This window comes from Aquimarina brevivitae (assembly GCF_004216895.1).
In the GTDB taxonomy this organism is placed as follows: domain Bacteria; phylum Bacteroidota; class Bacteroidia; order Flavobacteriales; family Flavobacteriaceae; genus Aquimarina; species Aquimarina brevivitae.
Genome location: NZ_SGXE01000002.1, coordinates 288,083 through 313,584, shown reverse-complemented (window position 1 = coordinate 313,584; position 25,502 = coordinate 288,083). Strand labels below are relative to the sequence as shown.

The 25,502-nt window shown below is 34.5% G+C and carries 27 protein-coding genes; 20 read left to right on the top strand and 7 right to left on the bottom strand.

Features of this window, described 5'->3' with window-relative positions:
* Nucleotides 1–726, bottom strand: coding sequence for an RDD family protein (locus EV197_RS09225; protein ID WP_130286467.1), 726 nt, complete (start codon nt 724–726; stop codon nt 1–3).
* Nucleotides 727–763: 37 nt separating this feature from the next.
* Between EV197_RS09225 and EV197_RS09220 the strand changes: the two genes are divergently transcribed.
* The 7 genes from EV197_RS09220 to EV197_RS09190 all read left to right on the top strand — a co-directional run bounded on the left by EV197_RS09220 (nt 764) and on the right by EV197_RS09190 (nt 7,505).
* Nucleotides 764–1,738 (top strand): stage II sporulation protein M, encoded by a 975-nt coding sequence (locus tag EV197_RS09220; protein ID WP_130286466.1) that lies wholly within the window; start codon nt 764–766, stop codon nt 1,736–1,738.
* Nucleotides 1,713–2,630 carry a hypothetical protein gene (locus tag EV197_RS09215; protein WP_130286465.1) on the top strand — a complete coding sequence of 306 codons (918 nt, stop codon included), beginning with the start codon at nt 1,713–1,715 and terminating at the stop codon, nt 2,628–2,630. The genes EV197_RS09220 and EV197_RS09215 overlap by 26 nt, the downstream gene beginning before the upstream one ends.
* Entirely contained in the window at nt 2,623–3,348 is a 726-nt protein-coding gene (locus EV197_RS09210; RefSeq protein ID WP_130286464.1) for a hypothetical protein, read from the top strand. The genes EV197_RS09215 and EV197_RS09210 overlap by 8 nt, the downstream gene beginning before the upstream one ends.
* 3 nt (nt 3,349–3,351) lie before the next feature.
* Entirely contained in the window at nt 3,352–4,539 is a 1,188-nt protein-coding gene (locus EV197_RS09205; protein ID WP_130286463.1) for a DUF4350 domain-containing protein, read from the top strand.
* Between the two features lie 5 nt (nt 4,540–4,544).
* Nucleotides 4,545–5,543, top strand: a complete 999-nt coding sequence (locus EV197_RS09200; protein WP_130286462.1) for an AAA family ATPase — start codon at nt 4,545–4,547, stop codon at nt 5,541–5,543.
* On the top strand, nt 5,543–6,877 hold the full coding sequence (locus EV197_RS09195) for a DUF58 domain-containing protein (protein WP_242610714.1): 1,335 nt from the start codon (nt 5,543–5,545) through the stop codon (nt 6,875–6,877). Before EV197_RS09200 ends, EV197_RS09195 begins: the two co-directional genes overlap by 1 nt.
* A gap of 208 nt (nt 6,878–7,085) precedes the next feature.
* Complete coding sequence (locus tag EV197_RS09190) at nt 7,086–7,505, top strand: DUF2141 domain-containing protein (protein ID WP_130286461.1); 420 nt, start codon at nt 7,086–7,088, stop codon at nt 7,503–7,505.
* 75 nt (nt 7,506–7,580) lie between these two features.
* Here EV197_RS09190 and EV197_RS09185 read toward each other — a convergent pair whose 3' ends face one another.
* Nucleotides 7,581–10,118, bottom strand: a complete 2,538-nt coding sequence (locus EV197_RS09185) for a trypsin-like peptidase domain-containing protein (RefSeq protein WP_130286460.1) — start codon at nt 10,116–10,118, stop codon at nt 7,581–7,583.
* 277 nt (nt 10,119–10,395) lie between these two features.
* On the opposite strand from EV197_RS09185, the gene EV197_RS09180 reads away from it, so the two are divergent.
* Nucleotides 10,396–11,346: a LysR substrate-binding domain-containing protein gene (locus EV197_RS09180; protein ID WP_130286459.1), complete on the top strand. Its 951-nt coding sequence runs from the start codon at nt 10,396–10,398 to the stop codon at nt 11,344–11,346.
* A gap of 15 nt (nt 11,347–11,361) precedes the next feature.
* Here EV197_RS09180 and EV197_RS09175 read toward each other — a convergent pair whose 3' ends face one another.
* The 3 genes from EV197_RS09175 to EV197_RS09165 all read right to left on the bottom strand — a co-directional run bounded on the left by EV197_RS09175 (nt 11,362) and on the right by EV197_RS09165 (nt 13,028).
* Nucleotides 11,362–11,559 (bottom strand): hypothetical protein, encoded by a 198-nt coding sequence (locus tag EV197_RS09175; RefSeq protein ID WP_130286458.1) that lies wholly within the window; start codon nt 11,557–11,559, stop codon nt 11,362–11,364.
* Between the two features lie 133 nt (nt 11,560–11,692).
* Entirely contained in the window at nt 11,693–12,493 is an 801-nt protein-coding gene (locus EV197_RS09170) for a TIGR00266 family protein (RefSeq protein ID WP_130286457.1), read from the bottom strand.
* An 82-nt stretch (nt 12,494–12,575) separates the two neighbouring features.
* Nucleotides 12,576–13,028, bottom strand: a complete 453-nt coding sequence (locus EV197_RS09165) for a DUF4442 domain-containing protein (protein ID WP_130286456.1) — start codon at nt 13,026–13,028, stop codon at nt 12,576–12,578.
* A 163-nt stretch (nt 13,029–13,191) separates the two neighbouring features.
* Here EV197_RS09165 and EV197_RS09160 point away from each other — a divergent pair, with 163 nt between their 5' ends.
* From EV197_RS09160 to EV197_RS09135, 6 genes are all read left to right on the top strand, one after another.
* The gene (locus EV197_RS09160) at nt 13,192–13,644 is read left to right on the top strand and encodes a DUF4870 domain-containing protein (protein WP_130286455.1); all 453 of its coding nucleotides are present in this window, start codon (nt 13,192–13,194) and stop codon (nt 13,642–13,644) included.
* 66 nt (nt 13,645–13,710) lie between these two features.
* Nucleotides 13,711–14,055, top strand: coding sequence for a PadR family transcriptional regulator (locus EV197_RS09155; RefSeq protein WP_130286454.1), 345 nt, complete (start codon nt 13,711–13,713; stop codon nt 14,053–14,055).
* Entirely contained in the window at nt 14,052–15,800 is a 1,749-nt protein-coding gene (locus EV197_RS09150; RefSeq protein WP_130286453.1) for a PspC domain-containing protein, read from the top strand. Before EV197_RS09155 ends, EV197_RS09150 begins: the two co-directional genes overlap by 4 nt.
* A 101-nt stretch (nt 15,801–15,901) precedes the next feature.
* A complete protein-coding gene (locus EV197_RS09145) occupies nt 15,902–16,621 on the top strand; it encodes a head GIN domain-containing protein (RefSeq protein WP_130286452.1) in 720 nt (239 codons plus the stop codon).
* Between the two features lie 101 nt (nt 16,622–16,722).
* Nucleotides 16,723–17,268: a hypothetical protein gene (locus tag EV197_RS09140; protein ID WP_130286451.1), complete on the top strand. Its 546-nt coding sequence runs from the start codon at nt 16,723–16,725 to the stop codon at nt 17,266–17,268.
* A 207-nt stretch (nt 17,269–17,475) separates the two neighbouring features.
* The gene (locus EV197_RS09135) at nt 17,476–18,336 is read left to right on the top strand and encodes a GIN domain-containing protein (protein ID WP_130286450.1); all 861 of its coding nucleotides are present in this window, start codon (nt 17,476–17,478) and stop codon (nt 18,334–18,336) included.
* A 56-nt stretch (nt 18,337–18,392) separates the two neighbouring features.
* Here the strand turns inward: EV197_RS09135 and trxB are convergent, their stop codons facing one another.
* A complete protein-coding gene (gene trxB / locus EV197_RS09130) occupies nt 18,393–19,361 on the bottom strand; it encodes a thioredoxin-disulfide reductase (protein WP_130286449.1) in 969 nt (322 codons plus the stop codon).
* A gap of 167 nt (nt 19,362–19,528) precedes the next feature.
* On the opposite strand from trxB, the gene EV197_RS09125 reads away from it, so the two are divergent.
* The 3 genes from EV197_RS09125 to EV197_RS09115 all read left to right on the top strand — a co-directional run bounded on the left by EV197_RS09125 (nt 19,529) and on the right by EV197_RS09115 (nt 22,368).
* Complete coding sequence (locus EV197_RS09125) at nt 19,529–20,146, top strand: trimeric intracellular cation channel family protein (RefSeq protein WP_130286448.1); 618 nt, start codon at nt 19,529–19,531, stop codon at nt 20,144–20,146.
* A gap of 83 nt (nt 20,147–20,229) precedes the next feature.
* Nucleotides 20,230–21,762: a bifunctional GNAT family N-acetyltransferase/carbon-nitrogen hydrolase family protein gene (locus EV197_RS09120; RefSeq protein ID WP_130286447.1), complete on the top strand. Its 1,533-nt coding sequence runs from the start codon at nt 20,230–20,232 to the stop codon at nt 21,760–21,762.
* 177 nt (nt 21,763–21,939) lie between these two features.
* Nucleotides 21,940–22,368 (top strand): DUF1801 domain-containing protein, encoded by a 429-nt coding sequence (locus tag EV197_RS09115; protein ID WP_130286446.1) that lies wholly within the window; start codon nt 21,940–21,942, stop codon nt 22,366–22,368.
* Between the two features lie 125 nt (nt 22,369–22,493).
* Here EV197_RS09115 and EV197_RS09110 read toward each other — a convergent pair whose 3' ends face one another.
* On the bottom strand, nt 22,494–23,102 hold the full coding sequence (locus tag EV197_RS09110) for an FISUMP domain-containing protein (protein WP_130286445.1): 609 nt from the start codon (nt 23,100–23,102) through the stop codon (nt 22,494–22,496).
* 452 nt (nt 23,103–23,554) lie between these two features.
* On the opposite strand from EV197_RS09110, the gene EV197_RS09105 reads away from it, so the two are divergent.
* The 3 genes from EV197_RS09105 to EV197_RS09095 all read left to right on the top strand — a co-directional run bounded on the left by EV197_RS09105 (nt 23,555) and on the right by EV197_RS09095 (nt 25,461).
* Nucleotides 23,555–24,079: a hypothetical protein gene (locus tag EV197_RS09105; RefSeq protein ID WP_130286444.1), complete on the top strand. Its 525-nt coding sequence runs from the start codon at nt 23,555–23,557 to the stop codon at nt 24,077–24,079.
* Between the two features lie 62 nt (nt 24,080–24,141).
* On the top strand, nt 24,142–24,582 hold the full coding sequence (locus EV197_RS09100; RefSeq protein WP_130286443.1) for a hypothetical protein: 441 nt from the start codon (nt 24,142–24,144) through the stop codon (nt 24,580–24,582).
* Between the two features lie 60 nt (nt 24,583–24,642).
* A complete protein-coding gene (locus tag EV197_RS09095) occupies nt 24,643–25,461 on the top strand; it encodes an OmpA/MotB family protein (protein ID WP_130286442.1) in 819 nt (272 codons plus the stop codon).
* The last annotated feature ends 41 nt before the right edge of the window (nt 25,462–25,502 follow it).

The window sequence follows — 25,502 nt, the reverse complement described above, 5'->3', positions numbered from 1 at the left end:
TTAAAATTGCTGAGTAAAATAATTATAATCCTTTAGTACTGTATCTATATACTGAATATCATATAACTCGGAATTGGTCTCCAGGAGTTGCTCTACTTTTTGACGCAAAGCAGTAAGCATTTTGTAATCTCTTGAGCTTTTAGCAATTTGATAGGTCTCTTTTATCAAACGCACATCTTTATCGGATAGGCTTGTCACACTAGTAAACTTTGGCTGATAGTCCTCTCCCACCTCTTCTAAAATCGTATGAGATATCTTTACTTTATTTTTAGTAGAAATAACAATAGTTCCTGCAGCAGCATCCCCGAGACGTTGTTTTTTATCAGAAAAAAGTATGGTAAGAATACCTATGGAACCAGTAAAAATCCAAATATCTACTAAGCGTAGCATCCATCGCACCATATAATTACTCCAATGCACCGGCAATCCATCGGTACGCACAACACGCATTTTCATTATCATTTTTCCTACAGTACGACCATTAAATATGATATGCATGTACAAGGAATAAAACATTATTGGCACTAACAATAAGGATTGAACACCGATTACCGTCCAAGTATCGGAAAAAGCAGTTCCTACAACCGAGGTGATAAGGTTTACAATGAAAAAGTAGAGCCAAAAAATACCAAAATCAATTAAAAAAGCGACGATTCGTTCTCCTATACTAACAATTTTGTAGTCTAGATTAACATTTTGAGTGGTATTGATTGCTATATTTGCCATTTAATAGTAAGTAATTATCTTTATCAAAAAAGTTTAGATGCGGGAAGCAGCTTTCGTGAAGCAAAATAAAGAAAAATGGATCGCTTTTGAAAAAGCAATCCATAAAAAAGTTATCCTAACTCCAGATCAACTTGCGGATTACTACATCCACTTAACCAACGATTTGGCGTATGCACAGACCTACTATCCCGAAAGTAAGACATTATTATATCTAAACGCCCTAGCCTCACAAGCACATCAAAAAATTTATATCAATAAAAAAGAGGATAAAAATCGAATCCTAAGCTTTTGGAAATACGAATTCCCTCTTTTTTTCAAAAAATACCATCGTACTTTACTATATACCTTTCTGATATTTACCGCTGCTTGTAGTATTGGTATTATCTCTGCCCTTAATGATTCTTCATTTTTAAGATTAATATTGGGAGACGCTTATGTCAATGAAACATTAAACAATATTGAAAAAGGAGACCCAACTGGGATTTATAAAAGCGGTAGTATGGTTGGCTCTTTTTTAGGAATTACAATCAATAATATACGAGTAGCATTTTTAGCTTATGCTTTTGGGGTGATAACCTCCATAGGTACAGGTTATATCTTATTTTCTAATGGGGTTATGCTCGGTGCTTTTATGACGTTCTTTTATAATCAAGGATTACTATTCGAAGCTTCAAAATCAGTATGGTTACACGGTACAATTGAAATCTCGGTTATCGTTATTGCAGGTTGTGCAGGTATTGTTATGGGTAATAGCATTCTTTTTCCTAAAACTTTTTCAAGACGGGTTTCATTTATGAAAGGAGCAAAAGATGGACTCAAAATTGTAGTCAGTACGATTCCATTTTTCATCACAGCTGGTTTTATTGAAGGATTTATAACCCGTTATTCAAATATGCCAACTTGGTTAGCTTTTATAATTATATTTGCCTCTTTATTTTTAATCGTATACTACTATATCATATACCCCATCCTACTAAGTAAAAAATATGAAAAAGAATTACATAGAACTTAAACAACGTAGAGACTTTGGCGCAATCATTACCGTTTATTTTGATTTTTTTAAACAAAATATAAAAGGATTTACTAATATCTTTTTAAGGTACAATGGCCTCTTTATTTTATTATTATTAGGGTCTAGTTATCTAATGGTTTCAGGGATAATGGATTCTATTGCTATAGAAAAATCAGGAGGTAATGATCAATCGGCAATGATGATGATTGGCTTTGGATTTATCGGTTTTTTTCTCGTTCTAATTACCACTGCTGCGTTAAATTACAGTCTAGCTTCTTCATACATGGTCAATTATAATAAACAAGAGCATACTGATGTAAAAAAGAAAGATGTATGGAATCTAATTGTAAATAATATAGGTAGCATTATACTATTTATAATTTTAGTTATAGTGATTTACTTTGTTTTTGGTATTGCTTACCTGATTCTTTCATTTATCCCATTACTTGGTTTTTTTGCACAGAATATCATTCAGTTTTTTATTAGTTCATGGATAGGTATTTCTTTTATGGTAATGTTAAATGAAAAGAAAGGAGCAGTTGAAAGTCTTGGTGAAGGTTGGGTTTTAGTTAAAAGTGCTTTTTGGAAATGTGTTGGAGTTAATTTTATTATCGGATTCCTTTTAGGATTGCTATTTCTTTTGTTATTAACCGCACCTGGTATTTTAATAGGAATATATACCTTTCATGCTGTAGAGACAGGAGACGCACTGGAAACCTCTGCTGTTGCAACGGTTATTTACACTATTGGTCTTACCCTGGTTTTAATCGTAATGGCTTACTCCCAATCTTTATCACAATTTATTAATGGGGTTTTATATTTTTCTGTACACGAGGAGAAGTATAATGTGATGATGAAAAAGAGAATTGATCAAATCGGACAGGGTGAGTAATTGCATACGATACATATCATTCTGTTTTTTTTATTTTACGATAATAGTCAGTGCTCAGCAAAAAGAAGATACTAAAGTTGTTATTGATAGCACTACTATTCAAACCATTGAATTCTCCAAAGACTTAAACGATAAATATAATGGTTCTGAATTTGATTATACACAGGATATTGTAGAATCGCGAAATTTATTGGCTCGATTTATAAACTGGGTCTCCAATGGTATAGCCGATATGCTAGGTATCAAAATAGATCCTGCTATCCTCAAAGTAATTGAAACTATCATATATATCATCCTCATAGGGTTTGCCATCTATCTTGTCATCCGCATTTTAGCAGGAAAAGATGCAATTTCTTTTTTTAAAAGAAAAAACACCTCGGTCAATTTACCTATCCATATAGCTGAAGAAGATATCGAAAAAATCAACCTAGAAGATCTCATCAGCGAAGCTTTGGCAAATCAAAATTATAGACTAGCAATACGATACATGTACCTCAAGGTATTACAAAACTTATCAGCTTCTGCCATTGTTGAGTATCATTTTGAAAAGACAAATACCGACTATTTCCAAGAGATTGCTAATCCATCCATAAAACAAGGTTTCAGTAGGGTATCTTACCTGTATGACTACATCTGGTATGGTAAGTTTGAACTAGATCAAGGAGGGTTTGATAAAGCGAAGCGGACCTTTGATAATTTAAATTCATTAATAAAATAAGCATTGGATAAAAGGTCTAAATTCATATTAACACTTTTAGGTTTAGCATTGCTAACTATAATTTTGGTTGAGTTGTTTAAGCCAAAGCCTATTAATTGGAAAGACAGTTACACCTCGGCAGATAAAATCCCTTTCGGTTCCTATGTATTATTTAATGAACTCAAGGAAATTCAAGGATCCGATAAAATAACAGCTGTATCTAAAAATCCTTATGATTTTTTAAGCAATACAGAGGTAAGTAATAAGAGTGCATATCTATTTATCAATCCAGAATTTAATATTGATAAAAGATCCTATGAAAAAATGATCGATTATGTAGAAAAAGGAAATTCTATATTCATTGCAGCACACGGCTTTGGAACAATTTTTAAGGATTCATTGCAGATTGAAACCACTACCGATTATCAAATCACCGAAACAGAGATTCATCCGATTTTTACTTCAAACACATTTTCATCATCCGATAGTTTCACCTATAAAAGCAGGGTTTACAAAACGGTATTTAATGCTTTTGATACCCTTAACACCAAAGTATTGGGGTATTACAATAGCAAAAATGATAGCTTAGAAGAAATAAATTTTATACAAATCAAAAAAGGAAAAGGTAACCTATATCTAAACACTTTACCAGAAGCCTTTTCCAATTTCTATCTCCTATCAGAGAATCAAAAATATGCATCTAATGCACTATCATATATACAACCATTGGATCAACTTTATTGGGATGACTACATTAAAAGCGGTAGAAGAATCATAAAATCTCCTATGCGATTTGTATTGACACAAGCTCCCCTAAAATGGTCATATTACCTGTTAATTTTAGGACTTATTCTTTTTGTGATATTTAAAGCAAAAAGAGAGCAACGTATTATCCCCGTTATAAAACCTTTAGAAAATACCTCAATTGAATTTACTAAAACGGTTGGAGACCTCTATTTTCAATACAAGGATTATAGTGATATTATAGCTAAGAAGATTACCTATTTCTTAGAAAAAATACGAAGTACTCATCATATAAGTACTAATAAACTGGATAAAGTATTTATTGAGAAACTGACAGCGAAAACAAAAAATACGCCAGAAAGAACGAAGGAACTTGTTGATTTAATCATTCAGCTTCGCGGTAGAACTGTACATACCGAAAGCGACTTACTAGAATTGAATAAAAAAATAGAAGATTTTATATTATAATAATTATGGAAGAAAGCAATCCTAATCAGGACCCATTAGCATTTAATAACAGAATTGATCTAAAAGATCTTCAAAATGCGGTTGTAGAAATAAAAGAGCAATTAGGTAAAATAATAATTGGGCAGCAAGAAATGATCGATTTACTGATTATTTCTATTTTAGCCAATGGTCATTCATTGATTGAAGGGGTGCCGGGTGTTGCAAAGACAGTTACAGCTAAATTATTAGCCAAAACTATGAATGTCGACTTCAGCCGAATTCAGTTTACTCCAGATCTGATGCCTAGTGATATCTTAGGAACCTCTATTTTTAATGTAAAGACTTCTGATTTTGAATTTAAAAAAGGGCCAGTTTTTTCCAACATAATTTTGATTGACGAAATCAACAGAGCTCCCGCAAAAACCCAGGCAGCCTTATTTGAAGTAATGGCAGAGCGTCAAATCACTATTGATGGTATCAAAAATGAGATGCAAAGACCCTTTTTGGTATTTGCTACTCAAAACCCTATTGAGCAAGAAGGAACATATGCCTTGCCAGAAGCACAATTGGATCGTTTCTTATTCAAAATAAATGTTGGATATCCTTCCTTAGAAGAAGAAGTAAGTATTCTTGAAGGACATCATGAAAGAAAGGATAATGCACCTACTGCACATATTAAATCCGTTTTATCTGCAGCACAAATTGAGGAATATCAGGAAATAATAAGAAATATTCTTATTGAGAATAATCTTTTAAAATATATTGCTACAATTGTTGATAACACCCGAAATAACGGCAATTTATACTTAGGAGCCTCACCAAGAGCTTCAATTGCCATTATGAATGCATCTAAAGCTTATGCCGCTATGAACGGAAGGGATTTTGTTACACCAGATGATATTAAAAAAGTAACCGTACCTGTGCTTAGACATCGCGTTATTCTAACTCCAGAGCGAGAAATGGAAGGACTAACAGAGGAAAAAATAGTATTACAAATATTAGAAACCATTGAAATACCACGATAGTGAAGTCTTTTCTTAAAAGTTTATATATCAATCAACGTTTTTTTACTGCATTTTTTTCAATTGTAGTGGTTTTTATATTATCCTATTTCTATATTAATCTTTTTGAAATAGCTAAACTTTTATTAACTATCATTTCTATAAGCACCGTGTTTGACGGAATTCTGTTATACGGAAAGAAAAATCCGATTAAAGCAAATAGAATTTTGCCTGAAAAATTATCCAATGGAGATCACAACACCATAGAAATACACTTACAAAACACCTATCCTTTTAAGAATCAAATCAAGGTATTGGATGAACTTCCTATTCAATTTCAAGAGCGTAATTTTGAGCTAAAAACCACGTTAAATGCCGGTAAAGAAAAAAAATTAACCTACACGGTTAGACCCACTGAAAGAGGTAACTTTACATTTGGAAGATTGAATATTTATTCTAAATCTCCTATAGGATTATTATCCAGAAAACAAGTTTTTTGTGACCAGCATTCCGTTCCTAATTACCCTTCATTTCTACAATTGAAAAAATATGACTTCTTAGCCTTTAGTAAAAAATTAAGTCTCTATGGTCTTAAAAAAATTAGACGCATTGGTCATACACTTGAGTTTGAACAAATAAAAGAGTACGTTTCAGGAGATGATATACGCAATATCAATTGGAAAGCTACGGCTAAAAAAGGAGAATTAATGGTCAATCAATACCAGGATGAAAAATCTCAACCTGTGTATTCAGTTATTGATATCGGGAGGGTGATGAAAATGCCCTTTAATCAGTTAAGTTTATTGGATTATGCAATCAATGCTACCTTAGTCATTTCTAATATTGCTTTAAAAAAGCAGGATAAGGCTGGTATGTTCACTTTCTCTAGAAAGGTAGAAAATATTGTGGTGGCCCAGCGTAGAAAAAGTCAAATGAATCTTATCCTTGAAACCCTGTATAATATTACGACAGACTTTTCTGAATCTGATTTTAGTCGATTATACATCGATATCAAAAGGTCCATCACCCAGCGAAGTTTATTGCTTTTGTATACTAATTTTGAAACCATGGACGCCTTACATCGGCAACTTCCTTATCTACAAGCAATCGCTAAAAATCATTTATTGGTGGTTGTTTTCTTTGAAAATACAGAGTTATCCGATTTACTCCCCCAATCCGCTACAACCACTAAACAAATCTTTGAAAAAACGATCGCAGAAAAGTTCATTTACGAGAAAAAAATGATCGTAAACGAATTAAAAAAACATGGTATTCATACCATCCTTACTCCACCAGAGGAATTAACCGTAAATACCATCAACAAGTACCTGGAAATTAAAGCCCGAGGTTTACTATAATTTAATTGTACCCAAACAGCTTTTCCAAGAAATAGTCTACACCTTTTGTCATATTCATAGTAGGATTTTTGCACAAGATAAGATTGACAGAAGTATAAATTACAGTTCATCCTTTTTTTTATACGATTGAGTATCTAAGTTTATGCAGTCTTCTCAAATCCTTGCACTTTTGAATCAAATAATAAATCAAAAATCAAGAGAGTAAATTATGAAAACATTAGTTCTTTTTATCACAATGACCACTTTATCATTCATAAGCAATGCACAAGAATCCCAAGAACATACGATAACTATTACCGTACCTAACGTAAATAATAACGATGGCAAAGTTTTGTTTGCCCTTTATACCGAAGATACTTTTATGAAACGTGCTCCAATACAAACAGCTGCAGGAGAAATTAAAAACGGAAAAACTACAGTAACTTTCACAAATGTGCCACAAGGAGAATATGGAATCACTTGCGTGCACGATGCCAACAATAATGGAAAAATGGATTTTGAAGCTAACGGAATGCCAAAGGAAAATTACGGGGTGTCTAACAACAATATGAGCTACGGACCTCCTAGCTGGAATGATGCTAAATTTACGGTCAATCAAGAAGATTTAACTCTGGAAATCCGTTTATAACAAGCAATTTGAGTTAGTCAATAAAGAAAAGAGGCCGTTAATACAGCCTCTTTTCAGCTTTTGACCAATAGATTACTATTTAATAATAAACTGTTTAGTGACTATTAAAGATTGAGTGTTAATCTTTAGAACATACAAACCTTGTTGCATTCCTGATACATTTATCGTACCCGCTTGTTGTATAAAGCCTTTTTTAAGCAATTGACCTGCTAAACTATAAATGGTAAAAGAAGCCTTAGTCCAATCCATATTATAAGCCATCAATTGAAGGGTTTGTCCTTTTTTTATAGGATTAGAAGCTATTTGAATAGTAGTATCCAATTCGTCTTGGTCACCTAAAACATCACTTCCTATTGTGTAAGCTTCAAAATTTACCACTTCGGCTCCGCAAGATCCTTCATAAATTTTAACATTAGAGAAGGTTGAATTATTACCCGTACTATAATCGTTATCATTTATAAAAACTAACCGGTCCATAGAACCTGTATAAGAATTACCAATGGGAATGACATATTTTACCGTTCCACTGTTATAATTATTATAATTCGTTATACCATAATTCTGAGTACCATACACTTTAAAGCAACGGTTTGCAGTTAATCTATTGTCATTTTCAAAAGCAATCCCATGAATTTCTCCTTCGTTAGTACTACTGAATTCAAATTCTACAACCGTATTTTCAGTAACCGTATACTCCATAGGAATATATTTCCAGGTGTTATTAGTTAATACCAAGCTTGTACCATCATTTTGTATCATATAATCCCCTCTTCTGTCCTGGTCTGCAAAAGAAAATATACTGCTATCATTAAAATTTAAAACCTCGCAAACAGGGTCTGGGTCTGGATCTGAATACGAATTGATACTCAAATTATCAATCGCCATATCACTGGTATAACTAGATCCTGTAGTTCCTATAAACCGTAATTTAAAATTCGGTGAATCCAAATAAAGACTGAGGTCAATATCTGCTGCATACCATTGATTTCCTTGGTTACCAGATCTCGCCCAAATACTACTCCAAGTTATACCATCTGATGTGGCCTCTACAACTAAACTCCCCATACTCGAACCATACATATGATAGTCAAAAGAAAAATTAGCTACAGTAAGTACTGAGAGATCAAAACAAGGACTTTCCAATATTGCTGTTGCGTTTGATCCAATTTGACCCGTACTTCCATTGGTAGAGGACTCTAGAAACAGGTAGTAATTACCGTCTATGGCAGATCCTGGACCTGTACCAGAAGAAGGTGTGCCTGATGCGTCTCTTACCCAATTTCCATCATCACCATTAATTTGAGTCCAACCTACATTGGCTTCAAAACTTTGATTGTATGGAAACGACGCTACTGTTGAACTACATACTGGATCCGGATCTGGGTCGGGATCCGTGTCAGGGTCACCACCACCCGTGCCGTCAACACCGTTATTAGGCATATCAGTTCCAATTGCAGTGATTAAATCATCACATCTACCGAATGAACCATTTGGACATTCTCCGGTATTGTGTATAGCTATCACCAGATTAGTATTATAATCAATCACTGGAGACCCAGAACTACCTCCCTGGGTATCTGCATAATAGTTTATGGTTTTCTCTGGTACATTTGGTGTGGCACAATTGCCCACACAAGAAACCTCAGAAAAACCAGACTCCGTTACAACAGAAACTTCTTTACGCAACCCTCTAGGATGCTGTGGTATATAAATTCTATCTCCTACAGATGGCACAGTACTGCTTAAACTTAGATATCCATATGTACTTGTTGGATTAACAGGTAATTTTAAAAGCGTATAGTCTAATGAAGCATCTGTTTTAATAAGGGTAGAAGTAGTGGCCACAACATCTCTTCGCGTGGAAGAACTACCAGAACAATTCTCATATTCATAATTAAAGATAAAGTCCGTATTATTGGATCCGGTCGAAGAACTTATACAGTGATTATTAGTCATCAAATGTCCCTCACTACCTAATAACCACCCTGTACAAGCAGCTACACCATTAACTAATAGTCGACATACTGCCTTTGATTTTTCATACACTTCTGTACCCTTGTAACAGGCAATACGCTCTTTATCATCACCAGAACAAATTGCCTTTTGTGCTACTTGATCATTCTGCATTAATCGCTCAATTTTTTCCTCACTATAGCCGTAAGCTACTTTAGCAATTTCAAATCCCTTATGACTGCCAGCCTTACCTGACGAATACAACCGAAGAGCTATAGCGTCATCAAACAAAACTTTAGTCCAAAAATCACTAATCATAGTCATTTGGAGATCGATAATTTTACCTTGCTCAGCATAGATTAAAGTTTCATAACTCTTTAGTCCGGTGATCTCTAGATAGTCCCCTGGGGCCAGATCAAAATTTTTGAAATACAGTTTGATATAGGAAGAATTTTTTGAGGCAAATTTCTTCTCATAAACTAAATGTAGTGAGTTGTTGTTAGCAGTAGATTTTGGTTTTTTAAATTTTTGATACTGTTGCTTAACACTAAGATTTACATCAAATTCATCTCCGATTTTGACCATCTTTTGTGCGTGTAAAACGGTAAACCCTAATAGAAGAACACTGACAACGAGCGCCCTAAAAAAATAATTTCTCATACGTATAAGTTATTGATTTGTGTAAGCCGCGAAACTAACTACAACTTTAAACAATAACAAATAAAATGTTAAATAATTAATGATATTTCTTAATAAAACCCTATTTAAAGTAAATAAACAAGTAAAAATGTTAAAAACATAAAATATAAAAAACACAAAGAGAACTATAATTAGAACACACTCCTTTCACTCTATAAGAAAAACAAATTTTTATAAATTTTTTAATAGCTATCCTCAATAGCTTTTTTATTTTTGCATCTGTCAAAATTTCTATTTCATGACCATCACACAATTAAAATATGTACTTGCTGTAGCAGAGCATAAAAACTTTACCAAAGCTGCTGAGAAAACTTTTGTCACTCAACCAACGCTTAGTATGCAAATACAAAAGCTTGAAGAAGAGTTGGACATTTTAATATTTGATAGAAGTAAAAAACCAATTGAACTTACCGAAGTAGGTAGTAAATTGGTGATGCAAGCCAGAAATATTGTTAATGAAAGCGAGCGTATACAGGATATTGTAGATCAACAAAAAGGATTCATCGGCGGTGAATTTAAAATTGGGGTTATCCCCACGGTAATGCCAACTCTTTTACCGATGTTTTTAAACAACTTTATCAAAAAATTTCCAAAGGTTAAATTAAAGATAGAGGAACTTCATACCGAAGCAATTATGGAACGTTTAAAAGATGGTCACTTAGATGCAGCCATAGCAGCCACTCCGCTAGAAAATGAGAATATCAAAGAGCGTGTGCTATTCTATGAACCTTTTGTAGGGTATATACCTCCTAATCATCGATTACATAAAAAAGATAAGATTGAAGTAGCTGATCTTGATATTGATGATATGCTTTTATTAGAAGACGGACACTGTTTTAAAGATGGCATCATCAATCTATGTAAAACAAGCAAAAGTTATGAGGATGATCATTTTCAATTGGAAAGCGGAAGTTTTGAAACTTTAATTAAATTATCCAATGAAGGTCTGGGAATGACACTACTACCCTATCTACATACTCTTGATATTCGACAAGAAGAGAAACAAAATCTACGATTTTTTACAGAACCATCTCCGGCAAGGGAGGTTAGTTTAATTTTTAGCAAAAGCGAGCTCAAAATGCAAATCATTGACGCACTACATAGCACTATTGCAGGTGTAGTAAGAGGAGCAATTGCATTTCAGAATGTAGAAATTATAAGCCCTATTCTAAAAGCAAAAAGCGACTAAAAAGTCGCTTTTTCGTTATGTTTTTAGATAAATTAAACAAGGTTGTAATTCTGGATGTTTCATAGTTAAAGATTGAATCCAGATTTTTAATTCTTCAATCTCGTGTGGTAGTAATCTGCTCACAGCTTTAATTACTTCCTTAGTAAAAAGATTAACATCAAAACTTACTTTTTTAAGTACTGTTTTGGTGTAATCAAACATTGCTCTAGCCATAAATCTAGGGTTTGAATGAATTGGTTTAAAACAAGTAAATTTGTAGGAATAATCTTATATTTTTAAAAGTTGTTCTAGCTAATATATATAATTTTACCTAAAAAAACGAGTTTTAATCCTTAATTTAACATTATTAGAATCGATTATCACCATCCAAAAGATCACCTATACCTCCTAGAATACTACCTTCTCCTTTTCGGTTGCCACCAGTCTTAGGTGCTGAGGCTATAATTCGATCTGCTAGACGACTAAAGGGTAGCGATTGGATATAAACCACCCCTGGTCCGGTTAGGGTTGCAAAAAACAATCCCTCGCCTCCAAATATTGTGTTTTTTATACCTCCGACGAATTCGATATCATAATCAATAGTTTGACTAAAACCAACGATACAACCGGTATCCACTTTCAATTTTTCACCAGGTTGTAATTCTTTGCGTGCTGTAGTACCTCCTGCATGTACGAATGTCATACCATCGCCTTCCAGTTTTTGCATAATAAAACCTTCACCACCAAAAAAGCCTCTACCTAATCGTTTTGAAAATTCTATCCCTACAGAAACACCTTTGGCAGCACATAAAAAAGCATCTTTTTGACAAATAAATTTACCTCCATATTGCATCAAATCTATAGGTATGATTTTACCTGGATAGGGAGAAGCAAAACTTACTTTTTTCTTACCCACAGCCTGATTATAAAAAGCCGTCATAAATAAACTTTCGCCTGTAAGGATGCGCTTACCTGCACCAAATATTTTACCAAGTACTCCTTGATCTTTCTGAGAGCCATCTCCAAATATTGTTTCCATTTTAATACCATCGTTCATCATCATAAAACTTCCCGCCTCTGCAATTACACCTTCTTGGGGGTCTAGTTCTATTTCTACATATTGCATCTCTTCTCCGATGATTTCGTAGTCGATTTCGTGTGCATTCATAAGTTGTTTATTTAGTGATTAATGAATAATTATCACCTAATAAGTAGTATATCAGGTATATTTGTTACAGCACTTACCTATCCTATTTTACTTTTAAGGTCCATTCAAAATTAAAAGTTGAAACCTCCACACCTTCTTTATTTGTTCCTATGGATTTCATCCATACGGTTTGCCCTTCTCCCGTGGCAATCGCTTTTTGGATAGCTGCTTTGACCGTAAGTCCATCTTTACAAACGAACTGTATCCTGCCTGTTGCTTTCTTAGTAAACGTAGCATTGTTATTAGCAACTAGCATAGATATCTTTTTACCACTATCTCTAATATACCCTACAACCAACGCTCCTGTAGTTAATTCAGCTGCCATTCCCTGTACTGCCCAAAACATAGAGTTAAAAGGATTTTGATTGATCCATCTATGCTTAACCGTTACTACGCATTCTGAGTCATTTATGCTTTTTACCCTAACTCCGCATAACCAGGCAGATGGTAATTTGAAAAGTGAAAAAATATTGAGTTTCCTTGGTGTTAACGTCATTTCCTTGTGATTTTGGGTTCAATATAGCTAAAAGAAACAAGCTGCTGAAGTAATATTTTTCTTAAACTTATGTTAAATTATGGTACTATGTTTTGCATAATACCTTTTTTTAACCATATATTTGCATAAGAAACTATTATATCATTCATCATCAATCAAAAAAATGGACAATTCAAATCACAAAAACATTGCAACTTTTATTCATCTAGGAATCTTTTCCAAGTATTTTTTCCCATTTGGTGGATTTATAGCTCCAATTTTATTATGGACCCTAAATAAGGATAAGTCTGAATTTATTGACAAGAATGGCAAAGAAGCGATCAATTTTCAATTAAGTATATTACTTTACATTATTGTATTAGGAACGTTATCCATACCATTTTTCATATTTAATGTCCTTGGTGACGCTTCATTAATGAATCTTACCCACAATGACAATATTCATATAAATATGTCTAACCCAGGTAGTTTTAATGTGTTAATTGGAGCTTCATTTATTGGAATTATTGCCTTAATCGGTTTTTTCTTAGAAATAGTATTTATAATAAATGCTGCGATAAAGGCAAATAAAGGAGAAGAATATAGATACCCATTAACCATACGGTTTTTAAAATAAAAACATAACCATCATCAATCAATCAATCAAAAAATGAACAGTTTAACTTTTTAAAAAAACAGCTTTATGAAGATCGAAAACACGAAAGCGCAAATGCGTAAGGGTGTTCTGGAATACTGCATACTTTCGATATTAAAAGACGACGATGCATATGTAGCAGAAATTCTTGACACGCTTAAGGATGCAAAGATGCTAGTAGTGGAAGGCACAATATATCCCTTACTTACTAGACTGAAGAACGCAGGATTACTTAGCTATCGCTGGGAAGAATCCACATCAGGACCTCCAAGAAAATATTATGGACTCACTGAAACCGGAAAACTATTTCTAAAAGAACTAAATACCACTTGGGACGAATTACGACACGCGGTAAATCTCGTAACACAACCTAAAAAAGATACGAAACAATGAACAAGACAGTAAATATAAATTTAGCAGGCATATTTTTTCACGTAGATGAAAACGCTTACCTGAAGTTACAACGCTATCTGGATGCTATAAAACGTTCATTTACGGACTCTCAGGGAAGAGATGAGATCATATCAGACATCGAAGCTCGTATTGCAGAACTTTTTAGTGAAAAAATAAAAGACGAAAGACAAGTTATCGGAATGAAAGAAGTTGACGAAGTAATTGAAGTTATGGGTCAACCTGAAGATTACCGAATAGACGAAGAAATTTTTGAAGACGAACCAAAGGCATCAAGCCAAACTAAAAACACTAAACAATTGTTTAGAGACACCACTAATTCATATGTTGGTGGAGTAAGTTCAGGATTAGGTCATTATCTCGGTATTGATCCAATTTGGATACGGTTGGCCTGGATACTGTTCACCGTATTTTCTAGTGGTGCTTTTATCCTAATCTATATTGCTTTTTGGCTTTTTGTTCCTGAGGCTAAAACCACTGCAGATTTTTTGGCAATGAAAGGAGAAGCTGTCAATATCAGTAATATCGAAAAAAAAATCAAAGAAGGCTTCAATGATGTAGCAGACAAAGTAAAAGATGTAGACTACCAAAAATATGGAAACAAAGTAAAAAGTAGCTCTACCACATTCTTTGAAGCTCTAGGAGATGTAGCACTTACCTTGTTTAAAATTTTTGTAAAATTTGTTGGGGTATTTTTATTGATCCTTGCAGGGGCTACATTAATCGGATTATTCTTTGGACTTTTTACAGTAGGTACATTTGACTTTGTAGATACCGGACTAAGTGAACATATCGGAGTGGCTAATATGCCAGAAGCACCACTTTGGTTACTTTCATTATTATGCTTTTTTGCCATAGGAATACCGTTCTTTTTTCTATTCATACTTGGACTAAAGATTTTAATTACAAACTTAAAATCAATCGGTACTCCAGCAAAAATTAGCTTATTAGCAGTTTGGATTGCTGCAGTTTTTGGACTTGTATTCTTAGGAATCAAACAAGCTACACAAGAAGCTTTTGATGCACAGGTTATTACCCAAGAAAAAGTGTTGCCAGTAGCTAAAAATGATACCTTAAACATTCAAATGGTTCGTAATACTAGATACATCAATACCCTACGAAGAGGTAATGAATTTAGCATTAGACGTGATGAAAATGACAATAAAGTTATCGTAATCAAGGACGTACAGGTGTTTTTTAGAGCATCTAGCAGAGATACCGTTGCTAAAATAAGCATCGAAAAGAAAGCTGATGGAAGCTCTTATGAGGAAGCTAAAAAACGTGCAGAAGATATCATATTTGGATACGAAGTAAGTGATAATACCTTATTAATAAATGGATATGCACTTACGGATTATGCTAATAAGTACCGCGATCAAGAGGTAAAAGTTATCATTACCTTACCTGAAGGGATGACGATTTACCCAGATAATAACACCAGAAGGTATAATAACTCCTGGAGTTACGACGATTATTTGGTAGTTGATCGTAGAGAAGGTAACTACCTGCAGTTAGTAGATGGAAAATTGTTATGCAGTACCTGTGAAGATGAAGCCGCAGAAAACAATTGGAAGTATAACGAAGATAAAGATGGGATCCATATCAATATCAGCGATAGCACTTCTAAATCTAAGGTCAAAATAGATAAAAAAGGCCTGGAAATAAAAAATGAGGAAGTAGATATTAAAATCGACAAAAACGGTGTAAATATTAAATCCGAAAATTAAACCAATATTAAAAAATCAATCAATCAAAAAACCTTTCTTCAACGCCTCTGCTTACACACAGCAGAGGCAACCGAAGGAAGCCTAACTTAAAAATTAACAACATGACAACTTTAGTAAAAATCTTAGTAACCGCTTTCCTTTCCCTATTCTTAGCCTCCTGTAATATGAATTTTAATGGTATTCAAGGAGAAGGAGAAGTGATTCGTAAGGAAAAAACAATTGACAAAGCCTTTACAGGTGTAAAAGCAAGCAAGGGGCTAGATGTAATCTTAATAAAAAGTGATGATGCCAAAGTGATTGTAGAAGCGAATGAAAATCTGCATCAACACATTGAAGTTTATGTAGAAAACAATACCCTCTATGTTACTTCAGATAAAAATATTTACAGAGCAGATGAAAAAAACGTATTTGTTTCGTATAAATCACTAAATAAGATCGCCAGTTCTAGTGGAGCAAGCATTAGTTCTGAAGCAACTGTGGTGGAAAGAAACTTAACCCTAAAAGCTTCAAGTGGTTCGGATATTGAACTAAGTGTTAGAGCAGAAACCTTACAATCTTCAGTATCGAGTGGGGCGCATATTGAGTTATCAGGTCAAGCAAACCGACATGATGCCAAAGCATCTAGTGGTGCAGATATCAAGTCTAGAGATATGGAAAGCTTAATCGCCAGTGCTACCGCAAGTAGTGGATCCTCTATTAAAATTCATGCGAAACAAGAATTTAGAGGCAAAGCCAGTAGCGGTGCGGATATCAATTACTACGGAAACCCTGAAAAAATAGACGAGGTAGAAAACTCAGGAGGTAATGTAAGAAGAAATTAATTTTCAATAACAACCAACCAATCTCATAAAAGCTGTAAGGAATGATATAATTCGTTATTTTTCTTACAGCTTTTTTTATGGAACTCTAAAACCATTGCACTATGATTGCCACACTTATCTTAAAAAATAAAAAAATATGCTCCCTGCTAGCTGCAGCAGTGGTGGCACTGCACATTGCCTGGGATCATCTAGATGGAACGGTGATGACACATTATCTTTTAGCAAGAGAGGATTTACCAGGTATCTCCAATTGGTGGGGACTATTATCCATTCCTCTACTAAGCTTACTACTGATCAGCATCAGTCAAAAACTACAGCAAATTGAAAGCACAGCATATGACCTAACCACTTTAAGCAGAGGGTTTGTCTTTGCTTTATTATTTGGAGCTGGTATCGCTTTACTGTGGGAATTTGATTTGGCACATATTTTACGCTTTGTTATCTGGGCACCCTTACTACTTGCTATTTTTGTGCACATCCATCACCCTTTATACTTATTAGCTTTTGTACTCGGTACGATGTTTACATTCGGAGGTGTATTACCTATAGGTATCGCAACAGTTTTATTACTTGGAGGATTAGTCATTTGGACCCTATTTAGAATACTATTCCCATTCTTGATTAAGAAAATCATGGCGGTCGTTTAGTGCGCTCCGATATGATAAACAAGTAGGAGTTAAATCGAGGTTTGACCAAAAACAAACACTACTCCTATCTTACTAATTAAGTTAGTAAAATGAAATACGTTTTCGTGCAACCTTTATTAAATAGTAAGGTCTTTTTATTAAAAAAATATATTAGTTTCGGTATACTTTATAATTCAAAAAAGAGTTACCATAATAAAGACCATAACTATGAAATTTAAACTTAGCATTGTTTTTATAGTACTGATAAGCGCAACACTATTGGCTCAAAAAGAAAAAGTCAAAGGCAATAAAATTGTCATGACGGAGCAAAAAATTATTGATAACTTTTCTTCTATAGAAGTATACGACAACCTTCAGGTTACGCTCATGGAAGATAGCGATCCTATGATTACCATTGAAGCGGATAGTAATGTGCAAGAGTTTATTGTGTACGAAGTTGTTAATGATGTGTTGACTATAAAAACCAAAGCGGATATCCGTAGAGCCAAAGCATTAAACATCACCATACGATGTGCTGCAGCATTACAAAGCTTAAAATTTTATAACGAAGTGCAAGCAAACGCAAAAAATTCACTTATAGCTTCAAATATACTCATCGAATGCCACAATGAGACAGAGGTTTTTCTAACCGTAGAGGCTCAACAATTAAAAGCAACTGCACATGAAAAAGCCAATGTAACCTTACATACTACCGCATCTGAAGCCTTCTACCAAATAAATCAAGAAGCAGTGTTTAAAGGCGTGGTAACATCCGATAGTCTTACTGTTGATTTATACCAAAATGCGGAAGCAGAATTAGAAGGAGAAGTTAAGAACCTATTGGTAAGAGCTGGTTTGGATTCAGAATTTTTTGGACAAAAACTAATTTCGGGTACCAGCAAGCTTATTGCAGAAGGTAAAAGTGAATGCTATATCAAATCGAATGATGCGATAACCATTGAAGCTATAGATGAAGCAGAAATTTACCTACTTGGCGAGCCTAAGATTAAACTCGATGTCTTCCTAAACGAAGCCACATTGTATAAAAAGAACCTGGATTATACACCTAACCGTTTTATCTTAAACTAATAAAAAAAGCTTCCAAAAGGAAGCTTTTTTTATTTCTAGTCTTTCTTATAGTACTATTAGGCAGAGACTTCCTCCTTAGTTTCTATACCTACTAAGTAACGTTCTGCATCAAGCGCTGCCATACAACCTGTACCCGCGGCAGTAATGGCCTGGCGGTACTCCTTATCTTGTACATCTCCTGAAGCGAATACCCCTGGTTTATTGGTTTTTGTTGACTTACCAGTAGTTTTGATATATCCAGCATCATCCATAGTCAACTGACCTTTAAAAATATCGGTATTTGGCTTATGCCCAATAGCAATAAAAAGTCCAGTAATCTTTATTTCTTCTTTTTCACCGGTTTCATTATTCACCATGCGTAATCCTTCAACTACCTGCTCTCCTAAAACCTCATCTACCTCAGTATTATACTTCACGGTAATGTTTGACGTATTATCCACGCGGTGTTGCATTGCTTTAGACGCCTTCATATAATCCTTACGCACCAACATCGTAACGTGTGAGCAGATTTTAGCTAAGTATGTTGCTTCTTCTGCAGCAGTATCACCTCCACCAACGATAGCTACATCCTGTCCTTTATAAAAGAAGCCATCGCATACCGCACAGGCAGATACACCTCCTCCACGCAAGCGTTGCTCACTAGGCAATCCTAAGTATTTGGCAGTAGCTCCTGTAGAAATTATCACAGTTTCCGCCTCAATTTTTTTGTCATTATCAACAGTAACTTGATGGATCCCTCCTACTTCATCACTAAATTCAACCGCAGTTACCATACCAATTCGAACCTCCGTACCGAAACGCTCAGCTTGCTGTTGCAGCTGTACCATCATTGTTGGTCCATCAATTCCTTCAGGATATCCTGGAAAATTATCCACCTCTGTTGTGGTAGTCAATTGTCCACCAGGTTCTAAACCCGTATACATAATTGGTTTAAGATCTGCTCTGGCTGCATAAATCGCAGCAGTATAACCTGCTGGACCAGATCCTATAATCAGACATTTTATTCTTTCTATATGTTCAGACATAATCATTCATTTTGCTGCTGTAAAAGTAGTAATTTGAGTAGAAAACTTACACTAATTTTATTAAGAATTATTATATAATGATAATTGTATATTATGTTAGCCTATTCGCTGTTATTCAATACATTTCCTGTACTTTTGCCGCTAATTTTTGATTTTTCATAATTGCTATGAGCATTTTTAATCTTCTTGATATTTTAGGTACTGCGGCTTTTGCTATTTCAGGAGCACTTGCGGCCATGAATCGAAGACTCGACTTATTTGGTATATTCATCATAGCTTTTGTAACCTCCATTGGTGGAGGAACATTAAGAGATGTATTAATTGGTAATACTCCAGTGACCTGGATGGAAAACACTATTTATTTATACCTAATCGGAACCGCCACAGCACTAGCAATTATATTTAGAAATAAACTGAATTATTTAAAAAAATCACTTTTCCTATTTGATACCATAGGACTAGGCATCTTCACGATAATCGGTGTCGAAACAGGTCTACGCGTAAATCTATCACCGATTGTATGTGTAGCATTGGGTACCACTACCGGCTGTTTTGGAGGAGTCATCAGAGATATTCTCTGTAATGAGATTCCAGTTATTTTTAGGAAAGAAATTTATGCCACGGCCTCCATTGCTGGAGGTATCGCCTATATGATATTGTATACGTTTTCGATTGAAGAAAATATTAGTTACATCATAACTACTGGTATTGTGATAGCCATACGATTACTGGTGGTAACATATAAAGTGTCGCTACCCATATTCACTTTAAAACAGAAGCAATGAAATCGATAAACCTTTGTTAAATTAAATTTATTCTTATTGGGATTTCAATTAATTTTACCACTATAGAAAAAAGAATTATACGCATGATTAGGGACATTGAAAATATTGAGCTGAAGTATCTTAAAATGAGCGACTATGAGGAATTGAAAACAGCGATGATTGAGTCGTATGTCAACGTTCCTGATCCCTACTGGGAAAAAAATGATATTAAAGCACTCATCAAAAAGTTTCCCGAAGGCCAGGTAGTTATTAAAATTAATAATCAATTGGCAGGATGTGCGCTTTCTATAATTGTAGATTATGATCAATTTGATCCTACGCATACCTATAAAGAAATTACAGGAGATTATAGTTTTGATACCCATACCAATGATGGAGATGTATTATATGGTATTGATGTATTTATAAAACCTGAATATCGTGGATTGCGTTTAGGACGCAGAATGTATGACTACAGAAAGGAGTTGTGCGAACGCTTAAATCTTAGGGCTATCGTATTTGGAGGTAGAATTCCTAATTACTACAAATATGCCGATCAATATACACCTAAGGAATATATAGAAAGAGTGAAGCGAAAAGAGATTCACGAATCTGTATTAAACTTTCAGATATCCAATGATTTTCATCCTATGCAGGTTTTAAAAGGCTATCTCGAGGGGGATGAAGCCAGCAATGAATATGCAGTGCTGCTAAGATGGGATAATATTTACTATGAAAAACCAGTAAAGAAAGCAGCTACCAAAAAAACAGTGGTACGCCTGGGACTTATTCAGTGGCAAATGAGACCCTACAAGAATCTGGATGAAGTGATGAATCAAGCTGAATATTTTATTGATGCAGTATCTGGTTATCGATCTGATTTCGCGTTATTCCCCGAGTTTTTTAATGCTCCGCTTATGGCCGAAAACAATCACCTGCCAGAAGCTCAAGCAATCCGAGAGCTTGCTAAACACACGGATGAAGTAATCCGTCGTTTCTCAGAACTTGCCATTTCCTATAATATCAATATCATTACCGGTAGTATGCCCGAAATGAAGGATGACTTATTATACAATGTAGGCTATTTATGTAAACGAGATGGTACCACCGAACGCTATGAAAAACTACACGTAACGCCGGATGAAGAAAAAGTTTGGGGTATGCAAGGAGGAAATGAACTCCGAACCTTTGATACGGATTGTGGTAGGGTCGGTGTACTTATTTGTTATGATTCAGAATTTCCAGAATTAAGTCGTTTATTAGCAGATGAAGGGATGGATATACTATTTGTACCGTTCTTAACAGATACACAAAATGGCTACTCCAGAGTCCGTAATTGTGCGCGAGCCCGGGCAATTGAAAACGAATGCTATGTGGCTATTGCTGGTAGTGTAGGCAACCTTCCTAAGGTAGAGAACATGGATATCCAATATGCACAATCCACAGTGTTTACTCCTTGTGATTTTGCCTTTCCGTCCAATGGTATTAAAGCAGAAACCACACCCAATACCGAGATGATTTTAATTGCAGATGTAGATATTAGTTTGCTGCGCGAATTAAATCAATTCGGGAGTGTTAAAAACCTGAGGGATAGAAGAAAAGATCTATTTACTCTTAAAAAAAGGAAAAAGTCATAAATAACGTATCACACCTATTTCAGATTTATTTACTATCTTTCTTAAGGGCTTATAAACTATATAATTATGGATACTGCACTATTATTTTCTATTGGTTTCTTTTTAGGATTACTGATTCTTAAAATTGTTTTCAATCAAAAGAAAAAATAAACTATAACCTAGCAAACTCCCTCAGCAATGGATCTTCTAACTGTTATCACCACACCTGAAGCCAAACAGAAAATGAACAGTTACCCTTCGTATGTAAGAGGTCGTTTGTTAGAACTTCGACAACTGATTATAGATACCGCTGACGCATGCGAAGAAATCCATACCATTGAAGAAAGTTTAAAATGGGGAGAACCAAGCTATACTACTGACATAGGTAGTACACTTCGTATGGATTGGAAATCAAAAGCACCGGATCAATTTGCAATGTATTTTCAGTGCACCACAAAGCTCATACCAACATTTAAACTGGTCTATCGTGATCTTTTTACCTATGAAAAAAATAGAGCACTACTTTTTGATTTAAAACAGAGATTACCAGCAACTGAACTAAAAAGCTGTATAAAAGCCGGTTTAACCTATCATAAAGTTAAAAATTCACCTTTACTTGGTTTATAATAGCTTACTCCTACTTTATGCTTTACGGATATACCTAACAAATTGTTGCTACCAGATAGTTATAGAGGCACACCTAGAGTATAAGGTTACTAAGCTACTTTCACTTAAAATCACTAAAAAAAGGGTTAGTCCTTCACACAGCGACAACTCATACCTCTACTAGGATTTTCCTGAAGAGTAGAAAGAGTGGAACCTGGATTAAATTCCTTGTATTTAAAAGTGGTAAACTGGGAAATTCCTGGGCTTGACGTCCAATAAAACCCGATGGTATTCATAAACTCATATCCTACTTGACTTGACCAATAGCGTCCTGATGGTAGTAAATTGAAATTTACTTTTTGTCCTTGCAATTCCGCATCTACTTCAAATAAAGCTAAGGCAGTACTATTGCCACCAAGATAATCAATTAGTTCCTGCCACTCTGCATCTCTCGGTAAATGCCATCCATCAGGGCAAGCAGTAGCGGCATCGTCTGCTCGGTATAATCTTCCATTCGTAAAACAATTACTAGCCAAATCTTCATAGCACCTACTCTGTCCATTAGGTAATTCATAATTGAGGTTTTCAGCGAACCAAACCTGCGTTCCAATTTTTACTGTTGCGTACGTATTCCCATCACGTTCATCTGTGATTTGGGATACGGTAAAATCAGGCACAATGACAACCGCATCGTCATCACTGGAACAAGAGAAACAAAGAACTCCGCAAATAATACATAAAAAGTAAGTTTTCATATGATAAGTGTTTAAACTAAAATCAGAGATGGAGAATTACAATACTTGCAAATTACCATCTAGCATAGTAGCCATTTGTTAATATAGGTTTCTATCCCTATATCAATATGATGAATATAGTGTTACCCCCAATGGTTTGATTTTTTAAAAATATAAAAAAACAAGAAATAAAAAGTATTTATAACTATCTGATTTTCATTACACCTGTATTTAAATTGATGTAATTAGTTAACAGATCGTATCTTTTCCTTAGCCACCGGATCGTTTCAATCCGCTACCGGGACTGGTGTACCTATTGTTTTATAAGTGTTGTTAATGGCTATACTTCAATAGTCTTTTCCATTGATAAACAGTATTACCTACGATATGTCTTTTAACTAAAATTAAAATTATGAATTGCTTAAAATATTCTTTAATAAATACTGTTATAAGTACAAGATCAAGTTTTACTTATGAAAAAAATACTACTACTGATTATATTTCCTTTTTATATCCATGCTGTAAACGCCCAGCAAAATAGCGGGGACTATGCTAAACATGTTGACAGTGTGGATTCTATTATCAATACACTTTATGAAGTAATCTCTGGCGAAAAAGGGGAAGAACGAGATTGGGCACTTTTCCAATATTTGTTTAAACCCGAAGCTAAATTAATTCCTAGTGGAAAAGCTCAAAATGGTGACATCAACGTTAGATTTCTATCTCCCCAGCAATACATAGAGACCTCGGGTAAGTGGCTTATTGCCAATGGTTTTTTCGAAAACGAAATACACAGATCAGTTGATACCTACGGCAACATAGCACAAGTTTTTAGCACTTATGCTTCTTTTAAAAGTAAATCTGATAAAACTCCATTTATGAGAGGAATCAACAGTATTCAGCTCCTTAACGATGGAAATAGATGGTGGATTATCAATGTATATTGGTGTTCAGAAACACCTGAAAACCCAATTCCAAAGCAATATCTTAACGAATAAAAAGCTGCTCCAACTTTTAAAAGAAGGTTTAAGTTCTTATTTTTAAACTTAAAGAATCATTTATGAAAATTTATAATTTACTTTTTATCCCATTAGTGTTGTGTATATTCACATCATGTAATTCAGTTTCAGAAGAAGAAAAAGAATTTGACAAGACGATGCAAGAAATCGTATTTGCCCACGATGACGTAATGCCTAAGATGGGGGAATTAAGTTCTTTAATCAAAGATTTAGAAGCAAAAAAAGATACTACAGCTATAGGCCAGCAATATAGCCAGGCACAAGAAGAGTTAAAAAACGCCTATGATTTTATGATGGACTGGATGCAGGATTTTAGTGAAAAGTTTCCTCATCAGGGTACCAAATTAAATGATTACACACCAGATCAACTAAAGAAACAATTACAAGAATTAAAAAAAGAACAACAAGAAGTGGAGCAAATGCGTGATGCTGTGAATAGTAGCATTAAAAACGCAAAAGAATTATTAAACAAAACCGATTAGAAAAAATTTAATTATTGCAAAAAAGTTTTACTTTAGCGCCTGCAACAAATCATAATAACTATGAACAAATTTATTTTATTAACTACCTTAGTATTAACGGTAACCAGTCTACAAGCACAAAAGAAAAAAGATCTTTTAGCAGAAATTGACAAACTTAGAAACGAGCTTAGAACTACCAAAAACGAACTAGCGGAGACCAGCAAACAAATTTCTGTAGCAGAATCCAAAGCTAAATCAATGGAAGCTCAGGTAAAAAGCCTTAAAGAGACCAATGAATCATTACTAGCCAATATGGGTAGTTTTACCGAACTATCTAAAAAGAAAGCTGAGAACTCCGAAAAATTGTTGAAGACCGTGCAGGAGAAAGATAAGCAGCTTAAGACCATTAATGATGAAATCACTAAAAAAGATTCTATCAATTTAGCGGCTTTGACCATTTTTAAAGATAAAATTGGTGGTGATGCTAATATTACGGTGAAGCAAGGTGTGGTATATATGGTGATTCCTAACGCCAACTTATTTGGAGATCCAGACAAATCCTATAAGCTTGAAGACAAAGCTAAAGGTGTGCTGGGTAAAATCGCTGGCGTACTAAATCAAAAGAAAGATCTACACGTAATTGTTGAAGGAAATAGCAATGCACTAAAATTCGATGGTAAACCCCTTTCGGATAATTGGGATTTGAGTTCCCTACAAGCTGCGGCAGTAGCTAGAGCGCTGCAAAAAGATTTCAAGGTGGACCCTAAGCGCATCGAAGTAGTTGGTAAAAGTGAGTATGGTATGGAAAGTATAGAAACCGTTACCAGAATCATTATTGATCCTAATTTTGATAACTTTTACCAAACAGTTAAAAATAATATGAAAAACGATAAAGGATAAACTTCCTTTACGTTGAATTCTAATAGAATTTAAGGTGCACC